Annotated in this window: 17 protein-coding genes; 9 read left to right on the top strand and 8 right to left on the bottom strand. The window is 71.8% G+C overall.

The window, feature by feature from the left end; translation table 11 throughout:
• Positions 1-55 precede the first annotated feature (55 nt).
• Positions 56-499: a PaaI family thioesterase gene (locus ABLE68_RS21195; protein ID WP_348874068.1), complete on the bottom strand. Its 444-nt coding sequence runs from the start codon at positions 497-499 to the stop codon at positions 56-58.
• Positions 500-541: 42 nt separating this feature from the next.
• Between ABLE68_RS21195 and polA the strand changes: the two genes are divergently transcribed.
• The gene (gene polA / locus ABLE68_RS21190) at positions 542-3,208 is read left to right on the top strand and encodes a DNA polymerase I (protein WP_348874067.1); all 2,667 of its coding nucleotides are present in this window, start codon (positions 542-544) and stop codon (positions 3,206-3,208) included.
• On the opposite strand, the gene ABLE68_RS21185 is transcribed toward polA, so the two are convergent.
• Positions 3,167-4,426, bottom strand: a complete 1,260-nt coding sequence (locus ABLE68_RS21185; protein ID WP_348874066.1) for a lipopolysaccharide biosynthesis protein — start codon at positions 4,424-4,426, stop codon at positions 3,167-3,169. The two genes, polA and ABLE68_RS21185, sit on opposite strands and share 42 nt — an antisense overlap.
• Positions 4,427-4,438: 12 nt before the next feature.
• On the opposite strand from ABLE68_RS21185, the gene ABLE68_RS21180 reads away from it, so the two are divergent.
• Genes ABLE68_RS21180 through ABLE68_RS21160 form a run of 5 tightly spaced genes read left to right on the top strand, consistent with a single transcriptional unit; the run spans position 4,439 to position 9,326 of the window.
• Positions 4,439-5,353 carry a decaprenyl-phosphate phosphoribosyltransferase gene (locus ABLE68_RS21180; protein ID WP_348874064.1) on the top strand — a complete coding sequence of 305 codons (915 nt, stop codon included), beginning with the start codon at positions 4,439-4,441 and terminating at the stop codon, positions 5,351-5,353.
• Entirely contained in the window at positions 5,346-6,668 is a 1,323-nt protein-coding gene (gene dprE1, locus ABLE68_RS21175) for an FAD-binding protein (RefSeq protein ID WP_348874063.1), read from the top strand. Before ABLE68_RS21180 ends, dprE1 begins: the two co-directional genes overlap by 8 nt.
• 21 nt (positions 6,669-6,689) lie before the next feature.
• On the top strand, positions 6,690-7,445 hold the full coding sequence (dprE2, locus tag ABLE68_RS21170) for a decaprenylphospho-beta-D-erythro-pentofuranosid-2-ulose 2-reductase (protein ID WP_348874061.1): 756 nt from the start codon (positions 6,690-6,692) through the stop codon (positions 7,443-7,445).
• Positions 7,446-7,451: 6 nt separating this feature from the next.
• On the top strand, positions 7,452-9,137 hold the full coding sequence (locus ABLE68_RS21165; protein WP_348874059.1) for an MmpA family trehalose lipid delivery protein: 1,686 nt from the start codon (positions 7,452-7,454) through the stop codon (positions 9,135-9,137).
• Between the two features lie 30 nt (positions 9,138-9,167).
• The gene (locus ABLE68_RS21160) at positions 9,168-9,326 is read left to right on the top strand and encodes a DUF2613 family protein (RefSeq protein ID WP_348874058.1); all 159 of its coding nucleotides are present in this window, start codon (positions 9,168-9,170) and stop codon (positions 9,324-9,326) included.
• A gap of 38 nt (positions 9,327-9,364) precedes the next feature.
• Here ABLE68_RS21160 and ABLE68_RS21155 read toward each other — a convergent pair whose 3' ends face one another.
• Entirely contained in the window at positions 9,365-10,528 is a 1,164-nt protein-coding gene (locus tag ABLE68_RS21155; protein WP_348874056.1) for a glycosyltransferase family 4 protein, read from the bottom strand.
• A gap of 72 nt (positions 10,529-10,600) precedes the next feature.
• Between ABLE68_RS21155 and ABLE68_RS21150 the strand changes: the two genes are divergently transcribed.
• Together ABLE68_RS21150 and ABLE68_RS21145 are read left to right on the top strand one after the other, a co-directional pair.
• On the top strand, positions 10,601-11,353 hold the full coding sequence (locus tag ABLE68_RS21150) for a class I SAM-dependent methyltransferase (RefSeq protein WP_348874054.1): 753 nt from the start codon (positions 10,601-10,603) through the stop codon (positions 11,351-11,353).
• Positions 11,350-15,465, top strand: a complete 4,116-nt coding sequence (locus ABLE68_RS21145; protein ID WP_348874053.1) for an alpha-(1->3)-arabinofuranosyltransferase domain-containing protein — start codon at positions 11,350-11,352, stop codon at positions 15,463-15,465. The genes ABLE68_RS21150 and ABLE68_RS21145 overlap by 4 nt, the downstream gene beginning before the upstream one ends.
• Here ABLE68_RS21145 and ABLE68_RS21140 read toward each other — a convergent pair.
• From ABLE68_RS21140 to ABLE68_RS21125, 4 genes are read right to left on the bottom strand one after another with little or no spacing between them, the layout of a single operon-like run.
• Positions 15,428-17,221: a hypothetical protein gene (locus tag ABLE68_RS21140; protein WP_348874052.1), complete on the bottom strand. Its 1,794-nt coding sequence runs from the start codon at positions 17,219-17,221 to the stop codon at positions 15,428-15,430. The two genes, ABLE68_RS21145 and ABLE68_RS21140, sit on opposite strands and share 38 nt — an antisense overlap.
• Positions 17,218-18,405 (bottom strand): acyltransferase family protein, encoded by a 1,188-nt coding sequence (locus ABLE68_RS21135; RefSeq protein ID WP_348874051.1) that lies wholly within the window; start codon positions 18,403-18,405, stop codon positions 17,218-17,220. Before ABLE68_RS21135 ends, ABLE68_RS21140 begins: the two co-directional genes overlap by 4 nt.
• Entirely contained in the window at positions 18,402-20,318 is a 1,917-nt protein-coding gene (locus ABLE68_RS21130; RefSeq protein ID WP_348874049.1) for a hypothetical protein, read from the bottom strand. Before ABLE68_RS21130 ends, ABLE68_RS21135 begins: the two co-directional genes overlap by 4 nt.
• The gene (locus tag ABLE68_RS21125) at positions 20,315-22,108 is read right to left on the bottom strand and encodes a hypothetical protein (protein ID WP_348874047.1); all 1,794 of its coding nucleotides are present in this window, start codon (positions 22,106-22,108) and stop codon (positions 20,315-20,317) included. The genes ABLE68_RS21130 and ABLE68_RS21125 overlap by 4 nt, the downstream gene beginning before the upstream one ends.
• A gap of 120 nt (positions 22,109-22,228) precedes the next feature.
• Here ABLE68_RS21125 and ABLE68_RS21120 point away from each other — a divergent pair, with 120 nt between their 5' ends.
• Positions 22,229-23,158, top strand: coding sequence for a PorA family protein (locus tag ABLE68_RS21120; protein ID WP_348874045.1), 930 nt, complete (start codon positions 22,229-22,231; stop codon positions 23,156-23,158).
• 34 nt (positions 23,159-23,192) lie between these two features.
• Here the strand turns inward: ABLE68_RS21120 and ABLE68_RS21115 are convergent, their stop codons facing one another.
• Complete coding sequence (locus ABLE68_RS21115) at positions 23,193-24,002, bottom strand: class I SAM-dependent methyltransferase (RefSeq protein WP_348874044.1); 810 nt, start codon at positions 24,000-24,002, stop codon at positions 23,193-23,195.
• Between the last annotated feature and the right edge of the window lie 6 nt (positions 24,003-24,008).

Here is a 24,008-nt window from a genome sequence, read left to right as displayed (position 1 = left end):
CACGGCAGGGGTTTCGAGACAGGACTTCGTCCTTCCTCAACCACCGGCGGCACGCTCAGCCGGCGTACCGCTCCCGCGGGAGCAGGGCGCAGGTGATCCGCGAGGTGCAGACCCGCTTGCCGCGCTCGTCGGTGATGACGACCTCGTACGTCGCGGTCGTGCGGCCGAGGTGGATGGCGGTGGCCGTGCCGGTGACGGTGCCGGAGGTGGCGGAGCGGTGGTGGGTCGCGTTGATCTCGATGCCGACCGACAGCTTGTCCGGGTGGGCGTGCACGGCGGAGCCGACCGAGCCGAGGGTCTCGGCCAGGACGACCGACGCGCCGCCGTGGAGCAGGCCGTAGGGCTGGGTGTTGCCCTCGACGGGCATGGTGCCGACGACCCGCTCGGCCGAGATCTCGACGAGCTCGATGCCCATCTTCTCGTTGAGCCCGCCCATGCCCTCGGGCATGGAGGAGATGTAGTCGTCGATGCTCAGGTTCTCGCTCGGAACGTCGCTCATGGCGCCATCCTGCCTGTCGGCGGTCGCCGATAGAGTCGCAGGGTGCCACGCCTCCTGCTGCTCGACGGTCACTCGCTCGCCTACCGCGCCTTCTTCGCGCTCCCGGTCGAGAACTTCTCGACGACGACGGGTCAGCACACCAACGCCGTCTACGGCTTCACATCGATGCTGATCAACGTCCTGCGCGACGAGCAGCCCACCCACATCGCCGTCGCCTTCGACGTGTCGCGGCAGACCTTCCGGCTGGCCGAGTACGCCGAGTACAAGGCGGGCCGCAGCAAGACGCCGAGCGAGTTCAGCAGCCAGCTGCCGCTGATCGAGGAGGTGCTCGACGCGCTGCGCATCCCGTTCCTCAAGAAGGACGGCTACGAGGCCGACGACATCATCGCCACCCTCGCGACCCAGGCGCTCGCCGACGGCATGGAGGTGCTGATCCTCACCGGGGACCGCGACTCCATCCAGCTCGTCACCGACACCTCGACCGTGCTCTACCCGATGCGGGGGGTCTCCGACCTGGCCCGGATGACGCCCGCCTGGGTGCAGGACAAGTACGGCGTCCCGCCCGCCCGCTACCCCGAGATCGCGGCGCTCGTGGGCGAGACCTCCGACAACCTGCCGGGCGTGCCCGGGGTCGGCGTCGGCTACGCCGCCAAGTGGATCAACCAGTACGACGGCCTCGACAACGTCATCACCCACGCCGACGAGATCCCGGGCAAGAAGGGCGAGGCGCTGCGCGCCCACCTCGGCGACGTGATCCGCAACCGGCAGCTCAACGCGCTGATCCGTGACCTCGACCTCGAGCTCGCGCCCGCCGACCTGGCGCTCAGGCCGTGGGACCGGCAGGAGGTGCACACGCTCTTCGACGGGCTGGAGTTCCGGGTGCTGCGCGACCGGCTCTTCGAGACGCTGTCCTCCGAGGAGGACATCGACGACTCCGGCTTCGACGTCGCGATGAGCGTCCTCCAGTCCGGCGAGCTCGGCGCCTGGCTCGCCGAGCACACCGTCGCCGGCGAGCGCGTCGGCCTCCACCTGGCCGGTCGCTGGGGTGCCGGGACCGGCGAGGTCACCTCGCTGGCGCTCGCGACCACCGACGGGACCGCCGCCTGGGTCGCCGCCGACACCCTCGACCCGGCCGACCAGACGGCGCTGGCGGAGTGGCTGGCCGACCCGGCCCGGCCCAAGGTGCTCCACGACGCGAAGGGCCCGATGCTCGCCCTCGCTGCGTGGGGGATGCCGCTCTCCGGGCTCGACCGCGACACCGCGCTCTCGGCCTACCTCGCGCGGCCCGACCAGCGCTCCTACGACCTGGCCGACCTCACCGTCCGCTACCTCAAGCGTGAGCTCAAGCAGGGCGGGGCCGACGACGGCCAGCTCAGCCTCGACGGCCTCGACGACGACAACGCGGGCGAGGTGGAGATGCTCCACGCCCGGGCCGTCCTCGACCTGGCGTCCGCGCTCGACGAGGAGCTCGAGGAGCGGGGCGGCACCCGCCTCCTCAACGACGTCGAGCTCCCGCTCGTCGACCTGCTCGCCACCATGGAGCAGACCGGCATCGCGGTCGACGTCGACCACCTCGAGTCGCTCGAGAGCCACTTCGCCACCGAGGTGCGTACGGCGGCCGAGGAGGCCTTCGCCGTCATCGGCAAGGAGATCAACCTCGGCTCACCCAAGCAGCTCCAGGTGGTGCTCTTCGACGAGCTCGACATGCCGAAGACCAAGCGCACCAAGACCGGCTACACCACCGACGCCGACGCGCTCCAGGCGCTCTACGTCAAGACCGAGCACCCGTTCCTGCTCCACCTGCTCCGCCACCGCGACGTGTCCCGGCTGCGCCAGACGATCGAGGGGCTGCTCAAGACCGTGGCCTCCGACGGCCGGATCCACACGACGTTCAACCAGACGATCGCGGCGACCGGACGTCTCTCCAGCACCGACCCCAACCTGCAGAACATCCCGGTCCGCACCGAGGAGGGCCGCCGGATCCGCGAGGGCTTCGTCGTCGGCGACGGCTACGAGTCCTTGATGACGGCCGACTACAGCCAGATCGAGATGCGGATCATGGCCCACCTCTCCGAGGACGAGCTCCTGATCGAGGCGTTCCGCTCGGGCCACGACTTCCACTCCATCACCGCCGCCCGGGTCTTCGACGTCCCCGCCGACGACGTCAGCTCCGAGATGCGCGCCAAGATCAAGGCGATGAACTACGGCCTCGCCTACGGCCTGTCCGCGTTCGGCCTGAGCCAGCAGCTCGGGATCGACCCGGGGGAGGCCCGCGGGTTGATGGACGAGTACTTCCAGACCTTCGGCGGCATCCGCGACTACCTCGGCGGCGTCGTCGAGGAGGCCCGCAAGACCGGCTTCACCGAGACGATCATGGGCCGGCGCCGCTACCTGCCCGACCTCACCAGCGACAACCGGCAGCGTCGCGAGATGGCCGAGCGGATGGCGCTCAACGCACCGATCCAGGGCTCGGCGGCCGACCTGATCAAGGTCGCGATGCTCAACGTCGACCGCGCCATCACCGAGGCTGGTCTCCGCTCGCGGATGCTGCTCCAGGTCCACGACGAGCTCGTGTTCGACGTGGCCGAGGGCGAGCGCGAGGCGCTCGAGCTGCTGGTCCGCGAGCAGATGGGCAGCGCGGCCGAGCTCACCGTCCCGCTGGACGTGTCAGTCGGCTTCGGGCGCAGCTGGCACGAGGCTGCTCACTGACGGCCGGGTGACGTAGAGGCTGATCGCGAGCAGCGCGACCAGGAGCAGCGAGTCGATCACGATGACCACGCTCAAGAGGCCGCGCAGGCTCTCGGCCATCAGGCCGAGCACGATCAGCGCGACGAACGCCGCCCACACCAGGTAGACGGAGCGCTGGCCCTGACGGGCGAGCACGGAGTAGACGAGCAGCTGGAGCATCGACAGCACCGTGCCGAGGATCGCGAAGATCCACAGGTGGTCGGAGATCTCCTGGTAGTCGTCGCCACCGACGAAGATCAGCGCGAGGTCGGGCAGCACGGCGGTCGCGAGGGTCACCGCCGCGCCCAGGCCGACGACCAGACCCAGGCTGCCGGTGAGCGCCCGGCGGCGCTCGCTGATCGTCGACATCGACGGGAACGCGATCACCACCACGAACTGCGGCAGGAAGAGCACCGCCTTGGTGAGGATCAGGCCGCCGGCGTACAGACCGGCATCGTGCTCGTCGAGGACGTTGCGGGCGATCACGATGTCGGCGTTCGACAGCGCGAAGAAGGCGAGCAGCACGCTGGAGTTGAGGAAGGACTCCCGGATCACCTTCCGGAAGCCGTGCTCCTCGCTCTGGATGCCCGGGACGCGGGTACGGCGCAGGAACCACCAGCCGGCGACCACCGGGAAGCAGGCGCCGAGGCCGGTGCCGATCAGCGCGGCCAGCTCGGTCGGGTGCCAGGCGACCAGGGCGGTGCCGATCACCAGCCGCGGCACGCCGCTGAGCAGGTAGAGCACCGAGAGCGCGGTCCAGCGGCGCTCGCCCTGGAGGATGCCGGCCTGCCCGCCCATGATCGTGAACGGGATCGACACGACCGAGACCAGGGCCGCGGTCACCAGGCTGTCGAGCCGCAGCACGACGTTGAGCAGCGGTGCGAGCACCAGCAGCAGCACGCCGAGCGCGACCGCCGCCCGGTAGGTCACGCCGAGGATGGTCTTCTCGATCTGCGCGACGTGCTCGGGCTCGGCGGCGATCCGCCGGGCTGCGGTGGCCTGCAGGCCGAGCTGGAGCACGGTGATGACCAGGAGAGTCGCCATCAGGCTCGCGAGGGCGCCGTACGACCGGGGCCCGAGCATCCGGGCCGCGATCATCGTGAAGCCGTACGTCGCGACGTTCATGATGCCCATCGCCACCGCGATCGAGCCGCCGCCGCTCAGGAGCGAGCGCACGCGGCCGGGAGCGGTGGAGGACACGGCCGGAAGCGTATGCGAGTCCCGACCCCGGCCAGAACGCCGCACCCTAGACTCGCGGCCGTGATCTCCCTTGGTGCTGTGCTCCGGTCCATGCGACCGAAGCAGTGGACCAAGAACCTGCTGGTCGTCGCGGCGCCTCTCGCGGCCGGTGACCTCAGCGACCCGGGAGTCCTCGGCCCGACCGTGCTGGCCTTCGTCTCCTTCTGCGCGGCGTCGTCGGCGATCTACCTGGTCAACGACTGCGCCGACGTCGAGGCCGACCGGCTGCACCCGCGCAAGAGGTCCCGCCCGATCGCCGCCGGCGAGCTGTCGGTCCGGGCAGCCCTGGTCGTCGCCGCCCTGCTCCTCGCGACCAGCATCGCCGTGGCGTTCGCCGCCCGACCCGAGTTCGTGGTGCTGCTGCTCACCTACATCGTGGTGATGGTCCTCTACTCGCTCTGGCTCAAGCACGAGCCGGTGCTGGACCTGGCCCTGGTCGCGGGCGGCTTCCTGATGCGAGCGGTGGCCGGCGGCCTCGCCGCGGACATCCTGATCTCCGACTGGTTCCTGCTCGTGTCGGGCTTCGGCTCGCTCTTCATCGTCGCGGGCAAGCGCTACTCCGAGCTGCACACGCTCGGCAGCGAGGCCGGCACCCGCCGCTCGCTGGTGCGCTACACCGACACCTACCTGCGGTTCGTGTGGAGCATCGCCGCGGCCGTCACCATCACGGCGTACTGCCTGTGGGCCTTCGAGAACGCCACCGAGGACGGCGTCCCGTGGCACACCCTCTCGATCATCCCGTTCGTGGTCGGCCTGATGCGCTACGCCGTCGACATCGACAAGGGCCTGGCCGCCGAGCCCGAGGACATCGTGTGGCGCGACCGGGTCCTGCAGGGCATCGGCGCGGTCTGGATCGTGGTGCTCGCGCTGGGAGTCCTGAGTGCCTGAGTTCGCCGGCTGGGGACGGACGGCGCCGTCGGTCGGCGCGCCGGTCGCCCCGACCGCGGCCGAGGTGCCGGACCTGGTGCGCGCCACCGGTCGGCGTGGCCTGATCGCGCGCGGCCTCGGCCGGTCGTACGGCGACCCGGCGCAGAACGCCGGGGGAGGGGTGCTGCTGCCGCTCCCGACCGAGATCGGGCCGGTCGCCGCCGACGGCACCGTCCGGGTGAGCGCCGGCACCAGCCTCCACGACCTGATCGCGGCGCTGCTGCCGCAGGGCCGCTTCGTGCCGGTGACGCCCGGCACCCGCTACGTCACGGTCGGCGGCGCGATCGCCTGCGACGTGCACGGCAAGAGCCACCACGTCACCGGCAGCTTCGGCGACCACGTGCGCTCGCTCGACCTGGTGCTCGCCGACGGCAGCACCAGGACCGTCGGCCCGGACACCGACGCTGACCTCTTCTGGGCGACCGTCGGCGGGATGGGACTCACCGGGGTCGTCCTGAGCGCCGTCGTCGACACGATCCCGGTCGAGACGGCGTACGCCGAGGTCACCACGCAGCGCCTCGCGAACCTCGACGAGGTGATGCGCGCGATGCGCGAGGGCGACGCGGACTTCACCTACTCGGTGGCGTGGATCGACACGCTCGCCCGGGGTGCCTCGCTCGGGCGCTCGGTGCTCTCGCGAGGCGAGCACGCCGCCAGGGATGTCATCGGTGCGCGCGAGCCGCTGGTCCCGCCGGGTCCGCCGCGGCTGACCGTCCCGATCACCCCGCCGGTCAACCTGGTCTCCGGGCCGGCCGTGCGCGCGTTCAACGAGGCGTGGTTCCGCAAGGCGCCCCGGCACCGGGTCGGGGAGATCCAGTCGCTGAGCGCCTTCTTCCACCCGCTCGACGGGATCGGCGGGTGGAACCGCGCCTACGGCCCGCACGGGTTCGTGCAGTACCAGTTCGTCGTCCCCGACGACCAGGGCGAGGCCCTGGTCCGGATCCTCGAGCAGATCGCCGAGGCGCGGCTGCCGAGCTTCCTCGCCGTGCTCAAGCGGTTCGGCCCGGGCAACGACAGCCCGCTGTCATTTCCGATGGCCGGCTGGACCCTGGCGTACGACGTGCCGGCCCACCCCGCCCTGGCACCGCTCCTCGACAGCCTCGACGAGCAGGTGGTCGCCGCCGGCGGCCGCGTCTACCTCGCCAAGGACTCCCGGTTGTCCGCCGCGATGCTGCCGGCGATGTACCCCCGGCTCGACGAGTTCCGGGCCGTGCGGGAGCGGGTCGACCCACGACGTACCTTCCAGTCAGACCTCTCCCGCCGCCTCGACCTCTGACACCCACCTGAGAAGGACCCCATGATCAACGCGCTCGGCCAGCCCCAGACCCTGCTGCTGCTCGGCGGCACCAGCGACATCGCGCTGGCCATCGCCCGGGACTGGGCCCGCCGTGGTGCCCTGCACGTGACGCTGGCCGCCCGGCCGGGGCCCCGGCGCGACGCTGCCGTCACCGAGCTGACCGGTCTGGGTCTCACCGTGGACGCGGTCGACTTCGAGGCGCACGCGACCGACACGCACGCCGCGCTCATCGCGTCGGTCGCGAGCACGCGCGACATCGACGTCGCGGTGGTCGCCTTCGGCCTGCTCGGCGACGAGGAGCGGGCCTGGCAGGACCACGACCTGGCCGTCGAGCTGGCCACCGTCAACTACGTCGCACCCGTCAGCGTCGGCGTCTGCCTGGCCGAGCAGGTCAAGCGGCAGGGCCACGGCGTGATCGTCGCGCTGTCCTCGGTCGCGGGGGAGCGGGTGCGTCGCTCCAACTTCGTCTACGGCTCGACCAAGGCCGGCATGGACGGCTTCTACCTCGGTCTCGGCGAGGCGCTGCGCGGCACCGGCGGCCGCGTGCTCGTCGTCCGCCCCGGCTTCGTGCGCACCAAGATGACCGAGGGCCGCGACGCGGCTCCGCTGTCGGTCGACGCCGAGGACGTCGCCGCCGCGGTCACCAAGGCGGTCGCGAACGGCGACGACCTGATCTGGGTGCCGGGCGCGATGCGCGGGGTGATGTCGGGCCTGCGCCACGTCCCGCGAGCGCTCTTCCGGAAGCTCCCGATCTAGTTGTCGGTGATCCGGAGGTACGCCGTGCCGGCGTGGGCGCTCGCCCTCGCCGTGCTGATGCTCGGGCCGGCGCTCGGGCACGGCTACGTCCTGACCTACGACATGGTGTGGGTGCCCGACCTGGCCGTGCGCTCCGACTTCCTCGGTGCCGGCACGGCCCTGCCCCGCGCCGTACCCTCCGACGCGGTCGTCGCCGTCCTCGACGCCGTGCTCCCCGGCATGCTGCTGCAGAAGGTCGTCCTGGTCGGCACCCTGCTGCTCGGCGGCCTCGGTGCTGCCCGGCTGGTCGGCCCCTCGGTCGTGGCCCGGCTCGCCGCGGTGAGCGTCTTCGTGTGGAGCCCGCTGGTGGTCGAGCGGCTCTGGATCGGGCACTGGCCGCTGCTGCTCTGCTGGGCCGTGCTGCCCTGGCTGGTCGCCGCGGCGGTCCGCTTCCGCGCCGACGCCCGGATCGGTGCGGCGCTGCCGTTCCTCCTCCTCATCGGCTCGCTCAGCGCCAACGCCGGCCTGATGTCCGCCCTCACGGTGCTCGCCGTCGGGCTGACCTGGCGAGGTGCCGCGAAGCTCGTCCTGCTCGTGGTCGCCGCCAACGCGCCCTGGCTCGTCGCCGGGCTGCTGCACGCCTCCGATGCGACCTCGAGCGCTGCCGGTGCGTTGTTCGGCCTCGGCTCGGAGGGCCTGCCGGCTCCGCTCGCCGCGCTCAGCCTCGGCGGCATCTGGAACGCCGAGGTGGTGCCGTCCTCGCGCGACGGCGTCCTGCTGCCCCTCGTCCTCACCGTGCTGCTGCTCGCGGCCGCGGCGTTCGGAGCCCAGCCCGCGGCGCGCCGCCTCGGACGTCGTACGACGGGCGCGCTGGTCGGTCTCTGGGTGCTCGGCTACGGCCTCGCCGTCCTCTCCTGGGCCGCGCCCGACGCGATCGGCTGGGTGGCTGCCCACGTCCCCGGCGGAGGACTGCTCCGCGACGGCGCCCGGTTCCTGGTGCTCTGCGCCCCGCTCACCGTGGTGCTGGTCGCGGCAGGGGTGGAGCGGCTGGCGCACCGCTGGCGCGACCCGGCCCCGCGCGTGGTCGTCGCGGTCGCCGCCGCGCTCGTCCCGCTGGCGGTGATGCCCGACGCGGCGTGGGGCATCTCGGGCAACCTGCGACCCGCGATCTACCCGGCCGACTACGCCGCCGCCCGCAGCGCCCTCGACGACGCACCGCCCGGCGACGTGCTCGTGCTGCCGTTCACCAGCTACCGCGCCCCGGCGTGGAACCACGACCGCAAGGTGCTCGACCCGCTGCCGCGCTACCTCCAGCCCAACTACGTGGTCAACGACCAGCTCGCCGTCGACGGCCGGCTGATCGACGGTGAGGACCCGCGGGTGCCCGAGGTGCTCGCGGCGCTGCGGGAGCCCACACCCGAGACCCGCGCCACCGCTCTCGGTGAGATCGGGATCGGCGTCGTCGCGCGGGAGACCGACGTGCCGACCAACGCGACGTACGACGCGCCTATCGCCGGGACCGTTCTCCACCAGGGCGCCGACGTCGAGCTGGTTGCCCTCGACACGCCCGTCGACGCGCGCGAGGTGACGACCGGGTGGTGGATCGCGCTGGCCGCAGCGTGGGCGGGGTTCCTCGGGGTGGTCGGGCTAGGCTTGTGGCACGCGTTCCGGTCGGGGGCGTCGAGAATGCGTACCCGACCCCGTTCCGGGTGATACGGTCTGCGCCGAGAGGGAGGAACTCACGTGCAAGCAATTCTGATCACCATGGTGAGCCTGGTCGTTGGCGGTGCACTCGCCGGGGCGACGGTTGTCGGGCTCGTCAACTCGCAGACTGCTGCGCCTGACAAGTCTCCGATCGACTCGAGCAACGTCACGCTCGACTACGGCTCGTCGTCCAACTGACGCGCTGACACCGGCCACGGGCACGCCGACCTGGAGGATCAGTCCTCGGTCGCGTCCTGGTCGGTGACCAGGTCTCCTCGCAAGGCCGACGCCACGACGTGCGCGAAGGCCGACTGCGAGTGCGCCCAGGTGAAGCCCTCGCTGTGGGTCGTGGCACCGAGCGCCAGCCGCTCACGCTCCTCACGGTTGCGCAGCAGCGCGCCGAGCGCGGCCGTGAGCTCACCGGGTGAGTCGACGAGCACGCCGGAGACGCCGTCGACGATCGACTCACGGGTCCCGCCCGCACTCGCGTAGGCGATGGTGGGCGTTCCGTGCGCGGCCGCCTCGCCGACCACCAGCCCCCACCCCTCCTTGACCGACGGCAGCGCCATCAGCCAGGACTCCTCGTAGATCTCCTGCTTGCGCACCTCGGTCACGTGTCCCTCGAACACCACGACGCCGCGCTCGACCAGGTCGCGGGCGTAGTCGTGCAGCTCGGCCTCCCACCAGCCGCCGCCGACGATCCGCAGGCGGAGGTCGGGGAACTCCTCGACCAGCTCCCGGGCGGCGTCGATCGCGTGCTCGACCTGCTTGTGGGGGACCAGCCGGCCGACCACGCAGATCGAGGGGTACGCCGACTTGCGCGCGTCGACCGACACCACCGGGTCGGTGCCGTTGTGGACCACCGCCACGCGCGGCCCGGTCACGCCGAGCTCGCGCAGCTCGGCCCGGGTGGCGCGCGAGACGGCGACGTACTGCCGGCGGCGGTAGAGCCGCGGCGCGAAGCTGCTCTCGATCCACCAGCCCACCCGTCCGGTGACGCCCGGGTAGACGACCGGCCACTGCTCGCGGTGCACGTGGTGGACGAGCACGACGACCGGCTTGCGAGTGACCAGCGGCGTGAAGAAGGGCAGCCCGTTCTGGACGTCGACCACGACGTCGACGCGGCCGAGCTGGCGACGCAGCAGCGCCCACATCCCCAGCACGTAGACCGAGAGCTTGGTGCCGCGGCGCACGTAGTGGACCCCGTCGACGACCTCGTCGGGTGCGCCGCCGGCGTACGCCGCGCAGAAGATCGTGACCGTGCAGCCACGCTCGACCAGGCCCGTCGCCACCTTCTCCAGGTAGCGCTCGGCGCCGCCGCCCTCGGGGTTGCGGGTGTCGCGCCAGCTGAAGAACGCGACATGGCGCCCGACCAGCAGAGCAGCGTCGGTCCTCGGCACCCGGCGAGGCTACCGTGCCGCCCGTCACACCTCGCCGCCGCTCGGAGAGGGCCGCTCGGATAAGGTGCGCGCATGCTTGACGCGGCGACACGGGGGGCCACGCCGTGGACCGCCGACCTGCGCCGATCGGTCCGGCTGATGTCGGACTTCAGGGTCGAGCAGACCGACCCGGCGCGCTTCTACTCCGCCCTCGCAGCCGACTCCGTGGGCCAGCTGTCGGGCTATCTCGACCTGGCCGGCAGCACCGTCCTGGACGTGGGCGGTGGGCCGGGCTACTTCCGCGACGCGTTCCAGGCCGCGGGTGCGGCCTACTGGGCGCTCGATGCTGACGTGGGGGAGCTGGCCGGCCTCGGCGAGATCGCCCGCGGGACCGTCGTCGGCGACGGGATGAACCTCCCGTTCCGCGACGGCGCGGTCGACCTCTGCTACTCCTCCAACGTGCTCGAGCACGTGCCGCGGCCCTGGGACATGGCCGACGAGATGCTCCGGGTCACGCGCCCCGGCGGCATCGCCTTCATCTCCTACACGCTCTGGTACGGCCCCTGGGGCGGTCACGAGACGTCGCCGTGGCACTTCCTCGGCGGTGCCCGCGCCCGCCGGCGCTACGCCCGCAAGCACGGTCACGAGCCCAAGAACAAGTACGGCGAGTCGCTCTTCCAGGTGACCGTCCGCGACGGCATCCGGTGGGCCGAGCGCCAGCAGGGCGGCGAGGTGCTCGCCCTGATCCCGCGCTACAACCCCCGGTGGAGCTACTGGCTGACCCGGGTGCCGCTGCTGCGCGAGCTCGTCACCTGGAACCTCGTGATCGTGGTGCGTAAAGCGTGACGGAATCGCCGAAGGACAGCCCGCACAAGGGCCTCGCGACGTCGCGCCTGCGGATGTTCGGCTACGCCGCGATCATCGTCGCGCTCTCGTTCTCCCAGTCCGCCGGCCGGATGGTGGCCGACACCAAGTTCGACCTGCTCACCAACCCGCTGAAGTTCCTCGCCGGCGGCCTGCGGCTCTGGGACCCGATCGCGGCGTTCGGCCAGATCCAGAACCAGGCCTACGGCTACCTCTGGCCGATGGGGCCGTTCTTCCTGCTCGGCGACCTGGTCAACCTGCCGCCGTGGGTGACCCAGCGACTGTGGTGGAGCCTGCTGCTCTGCCTGGCGTTCTTCGGCATCGTCAAGCTCGCCCAGAAGCTGGCTCTCGGCTCGCCGCTGACCCAGGTGCTGGCCGGCTTCGCCTTCGTCCTCACCCCCCGGATCACCACGCTGCTCGGCGGCACGTCGGTCGAGATCTGGCCGATGGCCCTCGCACCCTGGGTGCTGATCCCGCTGGTCGTCGGCGCCGAGCGCGGATCCGTACGCCGTGCAGCGGCCCTCAGCGCCCTCGCGGTGGCCTGCTGCGGCGGCGTCAACGCCATCGCGGTCGCGGCGACGCTCCCGCTCGGCGTCATCTGGATCCTGACCCGGGCCGGCGGACCGCGGAAGTGGCGGCTCCTCGGCTGGTGGACCCTCTTCACCGGGCTCGCCACCCTGTGGTGGAGCCTGCCCCTGCTCATCCTGGGCCGCTACAGCCCGCCGTTCCTCGACTACATCGAGAACGCCACCATCACGAGCATCCCGACCGGCCTGGCCCGCACCGTCGTCGGCACCTCCGACTGGGTCGCCTACTTCGCCGGCGTCGACTACACCGCCGGCCAGCAGCTCGTGACCACGCCGTTCCTCGTGCTCGACGCCGCCGCGATCGCCGCGCTGGGCCTGGTCGGGGTGTGCCTGCGGGGCAACCCGCACCAGCGCTTCCTCACCCTGGGTGTGCTGACCGGCGTCGCCCTGATCGGCTTCGGCTACTCCGGTGACGTCGCCGGCTTCCTCGCCGCCGACCGCACCGCCTGGCTCGACCAGTCGCTCGCGCCGCTGCGCAACCTCCACAAGTTCGACGTGGTCCTCCGGATCCCGCTCGTCCTCGGCCTGGCGCACCTCTTCGCCGTGCTGCCGTCGCTGATCAGGGGCCAGGGCGCCCGCGCCGGGCTGACGGTCGTCCGGCTCGCCACGGTGCTGGCGCTCTGCTCGCTCGCGCTGCCGTGGGCCCAGGACCACATCGCCCCGCGCGAGGGCGTGCTCGCCGTCCCCGACTACTGGAACGGGGTCGCCGACTACCTCGAGGAGACCGACGACGGCAACGTCGCGCTCGAGGTGCCCGCCTCGGCGTTCGGTGTCTACACCTGGGGCAACACCCACGACGACGTCCTCCAGGGGCTGGCCCGCAGCCCGTGGGCCGTGCGCAACGTGATCCCGCTGGCCCAGCCGGGCAACGTCGTCTTCCTCGACGCGGTGACCCGCTACCTCGAGTCCGGCCACCCCAGCCCCGACTTCGCCCGGTTCCTCGCCGACAACGGTGTCGGCCGGCTCGTGGTCCGCAACGACCTCGACCGCTTCGAGACCGGCGCACCCGACCCGTCGTACGTCGCCGGGCTGCTCGCGCACGCCCAGGGCATCACGCTCGCGAAGTCCTTCGGCCCGCGCGTCGGGTCGGCGGTGATGACCCGCGCGCCGGGCAACGACACCCGGGTCATCCAGGGCTCCGGGCTCTCCCTCCGGGTCGGCTCCGTCGACGTGTACGACGTCTCCGGCACCCAGTCCGCCTACCTCACCCGCGACCCGAAGGCGCTCGTCGGTGACCCGGCCAGCGGGCTGGACCCCGCGGTCGGCACGGCCACGGCCGGCCAGGGACTGCTCGCGGCGGACGTCGAGGACCTCGGCGACGACGCGGAGGAGAAGACCGGGGTGACCGGGCAGGTCCTGACCGACGGGATGCCGCGCCGCGAGACCAACTTCGCCGCCGTCCGCTGGAACCAGTCGGCCACCATGGCCGCCGACGACCCCTACCTGCTCTCCGGGCCGGAGCACACCCACCGCGTGGTGGACGACCAGGACCGCTGGCAGACGACCGAGTCGTGGGCCGGCATCACCTCCGTCGAGGCCAGCACCAGCCAGTCCGCCGCCAACGCGATCCCACCGCTGGAGATCGGGTCGCACCCGGGAGCGGCGCTCGACCGCGACCCGTCGACAGCCTGGCGCTCCGCTCAGCACCTGGACCCGACCGGCCAGTTCTGGCAGGAGAACTTCGCGTCCACCACCGACGTCGACTCCGTCTCCGTGACCATGCCGGCCGACGCCGCCCCGGTCGACAAGCTGGAGTTCTGGGCCGGCGGCTTCAAGGTCGAGGCGCCGGCGCCCAAGCCCGGCAGCACGCGCAGCTACCTCACCCACCTCGGCACGGGTGACTTCCTGCGGATCACAGCAGCCGGCCGCGACCTCTCGCTCCCGGGCTCCTTCGCACTGAGCGAGGTGCAGGTCCGCGACCTGTTCCCGCTGCGCTTCCTCACCCTCCCCGATCCCGACGCGGAGCTGCCGGTCGACCTGGTCTCGCTCACCCGCGACCCCGACCGCGCTCCCTGCCTCACCGTCGGCCGGACCTACCCCTGCGTGCAGGCGCTGGTGGCGCCCGGCGAGGACGGTGACAGCCTGGTCCGGCAGTTCCAGGTCAACGAGACCGCGAGCTACACGCTCGCGGGCACGGTCTCGCTCCGCCGCAGCATCGACGGGCTGCCGTTCGTCGACTCCGGTCTGTCGGCGACGAGCGACGAGGCCGACTCCTTCGACGTCGCCGCCGGCCCGACCGCGATGCTCGACGGCGACCCCGGCACGACGTGGCTCTCGCAGGACGACGACGAGACCGTGACCGTCCAGTTCCCCGAGACGACGCAGCTGAAGAACATCCGGGTGCGGGTCAACCCCGCGGCGGCCGCCTCGCGACCGACGCGGATCAAGCTGACGTCCGAGGGTCGGATCCGGGTCGTCACCCTGGACAAGGACGGGCACGGCGAGCTCCCGCGCTGGGACGTCGACAAGGTCGACCTGCAGGTCGTCGCGACCGAGCCGGCGTTCCTCGTGGTCGGTCAGCGCTTCGTCCAGGCGCCGGCCGGCATCAGCACCCTCGCGTTCGGCGGCTACGCGCTGGCCAAGGAGCAGCGGGCCGCCGCGATCAAGTCCCGCACCTTCGGCTGCGGTTCCGGTCCCACCGTCAACGTCGACCGGCGCGTCTTCCAGACCGAGGTCGTCGCCAGCACCCGGGAGCTGGTCCGGGGGGAGCGGGTCCCCTTCCGGATCTGCGGCTCCGACCTGACCGCCGTCCGTGGCGGGGTCGACCACGTGATCTCGGCGCCGCCGTCGGCCCTCTTCCGGGTCGACACCCTCGACCTCACCCGGGTGGGCGCCGGTGCGGCCGCCACCCAGCCGCTGGAGCTCGACCGCGACGACCGCGGGATGCCCACCTCGGTGCACGTCGCCGAGCGGTCGGGCCCGACCGTCCTCACGCTCCCGCAGAACCTCAACGCCGGGTGGGTCGCCACCTTCGACGGCAAGACGCTCGCGTCCACCCGGGTCGCCGGCTGGAAGCAGGCGTGGGTGCTCCCCGCCGGTGCCGCGGGCACCGTCCACCTCAGCTACCCGCCCGACCGGACCTTCGCCTGGGCGCTCGGCCTCGGCGCGATCGGGGTCGCCCTGGTGCTGCTGGTCGTCGTGGTGCCGCTGGCCCGACGCCGTACGCCGCGCAGGGTGCTGCCCGCGCTGGAGACCGGACGACCGGGACTGCTCGACCTCGTCGTCGCGTTCGCGGTCCCGGCGCTGCTCGCCGGCTGGTGGGGTGTGGTCGCGGCCGGTGCCACGATCGTGGTGGCGACCGTGCTGCGCCGGGTCTTCCACGGCTGGGCGCTGCTGGCCGGCCTGGCCTTCATCATCGGTGCGACGGCGATGTCGTGGGACCGCCTGACCGAGCAGTCGTGGGCGGTCGAGTGGACCCAGGCCTGGAGCCTGGTCGCGATCGTGTGCCTGGTCGGAGGCCTGGTCGGGCTCAGGGCACGCGCGTCGTCCCGACCTCCAGCGAGCTGACGCACGCGCTCACGCCGTCGTCGAGCCCGTCGATGCGCACGGCGTCGTACTGGCCGGCCCCCGAGGTCTCCAGGGTGTGTTCGCCGGCGAGCAGCGTCACCGGCACCTCCCGGTCGCCGAGGGTGATGACCGCCGGCGTCTCGGCCGTCGCCGAGTAGGTGACCCGCAGCCGCCAGGTCGCTCCGAAGACGGGGCCGTCGAGCGCGATGCCGGCGCCGGTGCTGCCCACGAGGTGGCCGTCGCAGCCGGTCCCACCGGTCACCGCGGGGGCACGGCGGGCGACGTCGAGGGCGGGACGGACGAGGGCGCCGGTGTCGTCGAGGACGTAGTAGTCGTCCTGGACCACGGCGGGGACCTCGACCTCGTCGTACATCGAGAGCGAGGTGGCGTACCTGCCCTCGACGCCGCTGAAGACGAAGCCGGGCATCGGGGCGTCGACCATCTCCACCGGGGCGTCGTGCTGGTCGAGCGATCGCTCGAACGTCGCGAAGAACCGCTTCGCCGACTGGTCCTGCGGGACGTGGAGGAGCGGGAACGTCGTCGCGCTCCAGACGGCCAGCCCGGCGAAGACGGCGAGCGCCAGGACCGCTGGCGCAGGTCGGTCGACCAGCCAGTGGGTGCTGCGCGGCGCCGAGCTCTCGAGCGCGCCCTCGACGGGGAGGAACGCCAGCCCGAGCGCGAGCGCGGTGCCGAGGGCGAGGGGGGTCGTGAACCGCAGGTCGAGGATGAAGCTGCCGCCGAAGATCGACCGGGTCTGCGACATCAGGACGACCGTGGCCGCGACCTGGCTCAGCGGGATCAGCCAGGCCCGGAGCGCGCGCTCCCGGGTCATCGCCGAGAGGGCGACCAGCCCGACCACGACGGCGAGCCCGAGCAGCCGCATCCAGACGGCGGGGGCGACGTCGAACTGCGCCGCCCACTCCTGCTTCCAGGTCCCGGGGCCGCCGATGAAGGCGCTCGGGAGGACGGTGCCGATGAGGTTGACCAGGTAGTCGCGCCACGGCGCGGGCGGCCGGTCGCCGGTCGGGTCCCACGAGGTCGCGACGTACGCCGCCAGGTAGGCGGCCCCGAGGACGGCGTGCACCACGACAAGGGAGCGGTACGACGTCCACAGGTGCCCGACGCGCTGGGGGAGCGAGCCGCGGGCGAAGTAGCCGAGGGCGACCACGAGGACCGGGACGTAGGCGAGCAGGGCGAGCTCGGCGAACGCCAGGCCGAAGACGATCCAGAGGACCGAGGCCACGAGGTGCCGGCGCTGGGGGTCGCGGAGGTGGCGGATGACGGCATCGAGCGCCCAGGCGGTCGCCGCCAGGGCCGGCAGGTGGTTGATGCCGGCCGCCCACCAGGCGGTGGGGGAGATGAGCCACGGGCTGAGGAGCAGGTAGGCGAGCAGCAGCAGGACGACCGGACGGGAGCCGAAGAGCGTGCGGAACAGGCGCAGGGCGCCCGCACCGACGAGCACGTAGAGCGCGATCAGCTCGGCGACCGCGACCGGGTAGTCGTAGCCGCCCCCGGCGGTGGTCAGCCAGGCCGCCGCGCGCCCGGCCGGCATCAGGTGACCGATGTAGGGCTGGAACAGGTCGTGGAGCGACAGCCCGTCGCGCGCCGCGGTCGCGACGAGCGGGAAGTCGTCGACGTAGAACCAGGTCTGCGTCGCGGTCCACGTGCGGATGGCGGCCGCGAGCACGATGAGGGCGACCCCGCCGAGCAGGACTCGGTCGGCGCCCGCGGGGCGCCGCCGGGATCCTGCGGTCATGGCGCGATGTCGGGCGCGGGCGCCACGGTCCTGTCCCGCGGCTCCATCCGGGCGAAGTAGCGGATGTTCTTGGCCCGCAGGGCGGGCTTCTCGAGCAGGTAGAAGGACACGCTCGCCAGGGCGATGGTGATGCCCATCGTCATCGCGGCCACGGTGAGGAACCGGCCGGTGAAGACGGTGAGGTCGAGGAGCGAGAAGACCAGGTTGAGCACCAGCATGTGGATCGCGAAGATGCCGTAGGAGATCTCGCCGAGCCACTGAGGCACCGGGCCGCTGAGACGTTCGCGGACCCAGCCCTCGCGCTCCGGGCCGAACACCAGCGGCAGCACGAAGAACGCGCCCGCGACCGTGTAGAGGACGACCTTGGAGCCGGCCTCCCAGGCGCCGGGGACGAGCAGGAGGCGTGGCCCGGCCAGCGGGGTGCAGGCGACGGCGAAGACGGCGACGGCGAGGATCCAGCAGCCGGCGAGGTCGTTGCCGAGCCGGGTCAGGACGTGGTCGCGGGGCTCGGCCGCCAGGCTGGCCGAGCAGGCCGCGAAGCCCATGCCGACCATGAACCACGGCAGGTAGCCGGGCAGCCACTGCGCGTAGTGGCCGTGGTAGCCGGGGATCTGGGCGGCGACGACCTGCCAAGCGACGCCGGCGACCGTGAGCACCGAGGCCCCCACCAGGACCCGGCGCAGGTCGAGCGAGCGTCCGCTGCGGCCGATGAAGGCCAGGCAGAGCAGCGGCAGCACGACGTAGAAGGCGACCTCGGTGCAGAGGCTCCACATCTGGGTCAGCGAGCTCGGGAGCAGCCCGTGGACGTAGAGCTGGGTGAGCGTGAGGTTGGTGACCCAGTCGACCCAGTCGGCGTCCTTGTTGGCCGGGTCGAGGACGAGGGCGACCACCACGACGACCCAGTAGAGCGGCAGGATCCGCAGCGCGCGCTTCCACAGGTAGTGGCGGGTCGAGGGATGGGTCTCACCGCGGGCGGCGGCCAGGAACCACGGCCGGCTCAGCAGGAAGCCCGAGAGCACGAAGAAGAGGGTCACGCCGAAGTCGAAGCGGGCCAGCACGGCGCCGGTCCAGCCGTCGTTGATCCGACCGGTGTTGAAGGCGGAGTGGGTCAGCACGACCATGATCGCCCCGATCGCGCGCAGCGCGTTCAGGGTCGGGAAGGTCCGGTCGTTGCTGCGCGTCACGGGGCGCCTTCCTGCGACTGCGTCTGGGTCACGGCTTGGGGACGACCGACCGTGATGTCGTCGGTGCACACGGTGGCGGCGTCATTCTCCCGCGAGAGGCGGACGGAGTCGAAGTCGTCGCCGCCCTGCACGTAGATCGCGTGCACTCCGGCCGGCACGACCAGGTCGTAGGACTTCCCGCCCGCGTCGACCCGGACCGGGGTGTCGGCAGACGCCAGCAGGCCGACACGCACCCACCACCCGCCGTACGCCACGGGACCGTCGAGGGGGATCTTCACCGGGCTCGCCGAGACGGGGTAGCCGCAGCCGGCCTCGGGTCCGGGCTTGCCGCGACGGGTCGGGGGCACGACGAGCGGGGCGACCTGGCCGTCCTCGCCGACGGCCATCAGGTGGTCGACCGCCGAGCTCTCGTAGTCGATGTTGTCGGAGTAGGGCTCGAGGACGTGGCTGAGCAGGTTGGCGGGGTAGCCCAGTCCCCACATGACGAAGTTCGGGACGCCCGCGTCGACCATCGGGACCGGGAAGACGGGGTCGCTCACGACGGGCAGCAGCTTGGCGTAGTAGTCGCGGCCCTCGGCGTGGGTGCTCCAGTGCCAGGCGAACTGGGTCGAGGACACCAGGCCGAGCACCGACACGACCGCGACGACCGCGCCGACGCGGCGCGGGTCGTCCAGCAGCTTGCTGGCTCGCCGGGTCTCGACGGACTCGACCGCACCGATGATCGGCATCGTCGCGCAGGCGAGAGCGAGCGCGGTCACCGCGCCGAGCTCGCTCTGGTAGCGGTACTCGAGGGCGATCGCGTCGCCGACCAGGGACGCCCGCCCGGCGAGCACCAGCACGATGTCGCAGCCGAGGAAGAACGCCGGCAGCCACCAGGCGCGCAGGCTGCGTCGCCGCGAGCGGTGGATCTCGCGGAGCACGAACGCGATCACGGCCAGGCTGGCCAGCGTCACCAGCGTGCCGGGGTGCGGCAGGCCACCCTGGCCCTGGAAGTCCCAGCCCAGGGGACCACCGACGACGCCGGGGGCGTAGGCGTCGACCACCATGTTGGTGACGACCCCGCCGAGCAGGTCGTTGTCGGAGTCCGTGGCGCTGAAGTTGAGGCCGAGCGCCGCGTAGGCGACGAGGTACGCCGCACCCGCCACGATCATCACCAGGCTCGCGGCGCGGTAGCGGGTCCACATCGTGCGCACCCGGGCGAGCAGGGAGCCCGAGGAGAAGTAGGCGACCGACACGATGCCGATCGCCCCGAGGATCAGCACGGTCTTCTCGTAGAAGACCAGGCCGGCCGCCAGCCACGCGAGCGTCACGACGAGGTGTCGCAACCGCGGGTCGCGCAGGTAGGAGATGTGCGAGGCCATCGCCCAGAAGAAGACGATCTGGAAGGGCAGCTGGTTGACCGCCGCGGCCCACCACACGGCCATCGGCGTGGAGAAGACCGTGAAGAAGTAGAGCGCCAGCGGCGGGAGGATGCCCGGCCGCAGCCCGAACATCCGGACCAGCAGCACGACCGCACCGAGGTCGGCGAGGAGCTGCATCGCGACCAGGATCGCGCCCGCGACGGTGAAGTCGTACGGGCGGATCTCGCCGGCCAGCCAGGTGAGGTACATGCCGCCGGGCATCAGGTGCCCGCCGTACGGCTCGGCGGCGACGCGCAGCGAGAGCCCGTCGTTCCACATCCGGGACATGAAGGCGAAGTCGTCCCCGGAGTACCACGAGATCGCGGTGATCCAGGTGCGGTAGGTCAGGTGGACGACCACCAGCGCGGCGACCGCCTGGGCGACCCGGTCGGTGCGGAGCAGCGCGCCGAGCCCCCGGGCGCGCGCCTGCAGACGCGCCGATGCGCCCGGGGCGCGGCGGCTCGTCGTACGGGCCGCGGACGCAGTCGACGTCGGGGTGGTCAGTGTCTTCACCTCGTGGGGACGGGCAGGCCGAGGACGAGCGAGGTCACGCACAGTCCCGGGTCTCGGCCTTCGCTGTCGTCCCCATCATGCTCCACGTCCACGGCGCGGAAGGTGCCTTCGGCCGAGAAGAACACGGTGTGCGTCCCTGCGGGGAGGTCGATGTCGTGCACCGCGTCGCCCGCGACCAGGCGGGCGGGGAGCTCTGCGGTGCTCCGGTAGTCCATCTGGATCCACCAGCCGCCGCCGATCACCGGGCCGTCGAGCGGGATCGTCACGCTGTCGCCGGTCAACCGGTAACCGCAGCCGTCGGTGGGCTTCATCGACCGGACCGGGGTGACGCCCACGGGCGCGAGCCTGCCGGTGTCGTCGATGAGGGAGAGGTCGTCGACGGCGACGTCGGGGAACGCCGTCTGGTCCGCGAACGGGCGCAGGATGTGGCTGTAGATGTTCTCCGGGTAGCGGTAGGACCAGAGCAGCGCCTGGGGGAGGCCCGCGTCCACGAGCGGCACCGGACCGTCGGCGCTGTCGAGCTCGGCGCGCACGGTGGAGAAGAACGCCTCCGACGGGTTGCCGTGCTGCCAGGTGTCGACGTAGCGGACGCTCGAGAGCGTCGCGACGGCCACGACTGCCAGCGTCACGGGCACCACGAGGGCCGGGCGCTCGTAGGGCCGGGCGACCTCCTCGCGCACGTCGTTGACCTCGCGTGCGCCGAGCAGCGGCAGCACCGCCAGACCGAGGCAGATGGCGAAGAGCGCGCCGGACTCCGTCTGGTAGCGGTACTCCCGCGCGATGTCCGGCCCGACCACGATCGCCCGGGCGCTGGCGAGCAGCACCACGTTGGCCACCATCGTGAAGACGAGCGGCAACCAGGCGCGCCGGCTCAGCGTGCGGGTCACGAAGGCGTAGTACGTCGCGCCCGCCAGGGCGACCCAGCCGGCGAGCTGGACCAGCGTGGACGGGTCGGCGAGCGACCCCACCCCGAGGGACTGCCACGTCACCGGTCCGCCGATCAGGGCGGTCGCGAAGGTGACCATGACGAAGTTCCACGCCAGCTGGCCCCAGCCGCCACCCGAGGAGTCGGCGGGGGAGAAGTCGAGCCCGAACGCGACGTAGAAGCCGAGGTAGGCGACGCCGAGCACCCCGAAGCCGATCACCGCGGGGCGGTAGTCGGTCCAGAGCGCGCGCAGCCGCTCGGGCGTCGTACCGGTCGTGAAGTAGGCGAGCGTGACGATCGCGTAGACCCCGATGACGAGCAGCGTCTTCTCGTAGAAGAGGAGCCCGGCGAGCACCCACACCAGGGCGGCGACCAGGTGGTGGACCCGCGCGGTCCGGAGGTACTGCAGGTGGGCGTGCAGCCCGAAGACCAGGGCGATCTGGAGCGGGAGCTGGTTGATCCCCGCCGCCCACCAGAGCCCGGCCGGGAGGGTGAAGATCCAGGCGAGGTAGCCCGTGAGCAGGACCAGCACGAACGGCTTGCGGCCGAACATGGAGAGCAGGAGCCGGAGCATCCCGATGCTCGCGACCAGCTGGAGGACGAGGAGCACGGCGGCCCAGGGTGCCCAGTCGAAGGCCGCCGCGTGGGTCAGCACCCAGGCGACCGCGAAGCCCGCCGGCATCAGGTGCCCGCCGTACGACTCGGTGAGGTAGCCGACGTCGAAAGGCTGGTTCATCGCCCGCGACATGAAGGCCAGGTCGTCGAAGTAGAACCACGATCCCCACAGCGCCCAGGCCCGGAATCCGAGCTGGATCAGGATCAGCAGCCCGCCCACGGCGACAAGACGATCCGGTCGGCGCAGCACGCCGGGAGTTTGTCACAGGGCCCGGGAAACATTTCGATCACGGGTGTGACGGACACCGCATTTCTACCGACGGGTACTGCTACCGTGCCCGAGATCACATCATCCTTGGGAGGGGAATTCGTGAAGCGCAAGGTGTTCGGACTGGTCCTGCTCGGACTGGGCGCGTTCCTTCTCGTCGTAGGCGTGATGGCCACCGTGTGGGCTCCGGGTGTCGTGAAGAAGACGCCTCTCGACATCAACCAGACGACCTACCTGAGCGGCACGGTGAAGAAGCTCGACCCCGCCACCGGCGAGCTGGTCGAGAACCCCGTCAAGGTGCAGAGCATCTCGAAGACGGACGCCGACGCGTCCGACAACGACTACGTCGTTTTCGCCCAGACCCAGTGCGTCGTGATCGACATCGACAACGCGCCCAACTGCGTCGACGGCGACGACCCGCGCCTGGTCAGCGCCGGCACCGACGTGTTCGCGACCGACCGGGTCACCGCCCTCGCGAACCCCGACTACAAGGGCCTGCCGCCCGGCACCCCGCGCGTCGAGGGCCTCCAGAACAAGTGGCCCTTCGACGCGGAGAAGAAGTCCTACCCGGTCTGGGACGGCACCGCCGGAGAGGCGACCGACGCGGTCTACGACCGGACCGAGGACCTGCTCGGCGTCAAGTGCTACGTCTACATCCAGACGATCAAGGACGCCCCGATCACGATCGCCGAGGGGATCACCGGGACCTACGACACCGTGATCACCTACTACATCGACCCGAAGACCGGCGCGATCCAGCAGCAGAAGGTCGACATGCAGCAGTACCTCGACGACGGCACCCAGGTCGTCGACCTGAACATCGGCTTCACCGAGCAGCAGCAGAAGGACTTCGCGTCCGACACGAAGAAGAACATCCAGATGCTCGACATGATGACGGTGACCATGCCGATCGTCGGCTTCGTCGGTGGCGTCCTCTGCCTGCTCGCCGGAGGGGCCCTCCTGCTGACCGCCCGACGTCGCAAGAACGAGGGGTCCAGCAACGACAAGGAGCTGACGGGCGCTTCCGCCTGATCGCTCCTCCCGCTCTACCTCTTCGGCGTCCGGCTCACCCGAGCCGGGCGCCGAAGATCGCTGTGCCCGGGGTGAGCCGGCCGCGGACCGCGGACCAGCCGCCCCACACGCGCTCGTGCTCGTCGGGCCACTCGGGCTCGAGCAGCTCGGTGATCACGAAGCCGTGGCCGGCGAGCAGCGCCACCCAGTCGCCCAGGGTGCGGTGGTGCTCGACGTAGGACACGACGCCGGTGGCGTCGTCGATCTCGACGTACGGCGTGCGGTCCCAGTAGGACTGGCTCGCGACCAGTCCCGGCTCCTCGGGGTCGTCGGGGAACATCCACCGTGTCGGGTGGGTGATCGAGAAGGCGTAGCGGCCGCCTGCGCGCAGCACCCGGGCGGTCTCGGCGACCGCGTCGGCGATGTCGCTGACGAACTGCAGCGCTCCGAACGACGAGAAGACGACGTCGAAGGAGTCGTCCGCGAACGGGAGCGCGGTCGCCGTGCCGAGCACCGAGGGGACCGCGACGCCGGTGTCGTCGTCGATGCGCCGCGAGTGCTGGAGCTGCCGGAAGGAGAGGTCGAGCCCGTAGGAGCGCCCCCCGCGCGAGCGCACCCACCGGGAGCACTGCCCGGCGCCCGAGCCGACCTCGAGGACGTCCTTGCCGGCGAGGTCGCCGAGCACCCCCGCCTGCGCCTCCGTGAAGCCCTCGGGGCCCCACACGAAGCCGGCGTCGCCGAGGAACTCGCCGTGGGTGGCCTGGTACTCGTCCGCGTAGCGGTCCCAGTCGGGTCCGTTGGCCCGGCGCGACTCCGCCTCCGAGACGGGCCGACGCTCGACCCGCACAGGGGGATGGTTGTCCACGCTCGG

Source organism: Nocardioides pollutisoli (assembly GCF_040045055.1).
GTDB classification, from domain to species: Bacteria; Actinomycetota; Actinomycetes; order Propionibacteriales; family Nocardioidaceae; genus Nocardioides; species Nocardioides tweenelious.
This window is presented reverse-complemented; position numbering and strand designations above follow the sequence as displayed.

Excerpts from the sequence above, each read along its gene's own strand:
- ABLE68_RS21195 (WP_348874068.1), bottom strand. The coding sequence starts at position 499 with ATGAGCGACGTTCCGAGCGAGAACCTGAGCATCGACGACTACATCTCC.
- ABLE68_RS21180 (WP_348874064.1), top strand. The coding sequence starts at position 4,439 with ATGCGAGTCCCGACCCCGGCCAGAACGCCGCACCCTAGACTCGCGGCC.
- dprE2 (WP_348874061.1), top strand. The coding sequence starts at position 6,690 with ATGATCAACGCGCTCGGCCAGCCCCAGACCCTGCTGCTGCTCGGCGGC.
- ABLE68_RS21150 (WP_348874054.1), top strand. The coding sequence starts at position 10,601 with ATGCTTGACGCGGCGACACGGGGGGCCACGCCGTGGACCGCCGACCTG.
- ABLE68_RS21140 (WP_348874052.1), bottom strand. The coding sequence starts at position 17,221 with ATGACCGCAGGATCCCGGCGGCGCCCCGCGGGCGCCGACCGAGTCCTG.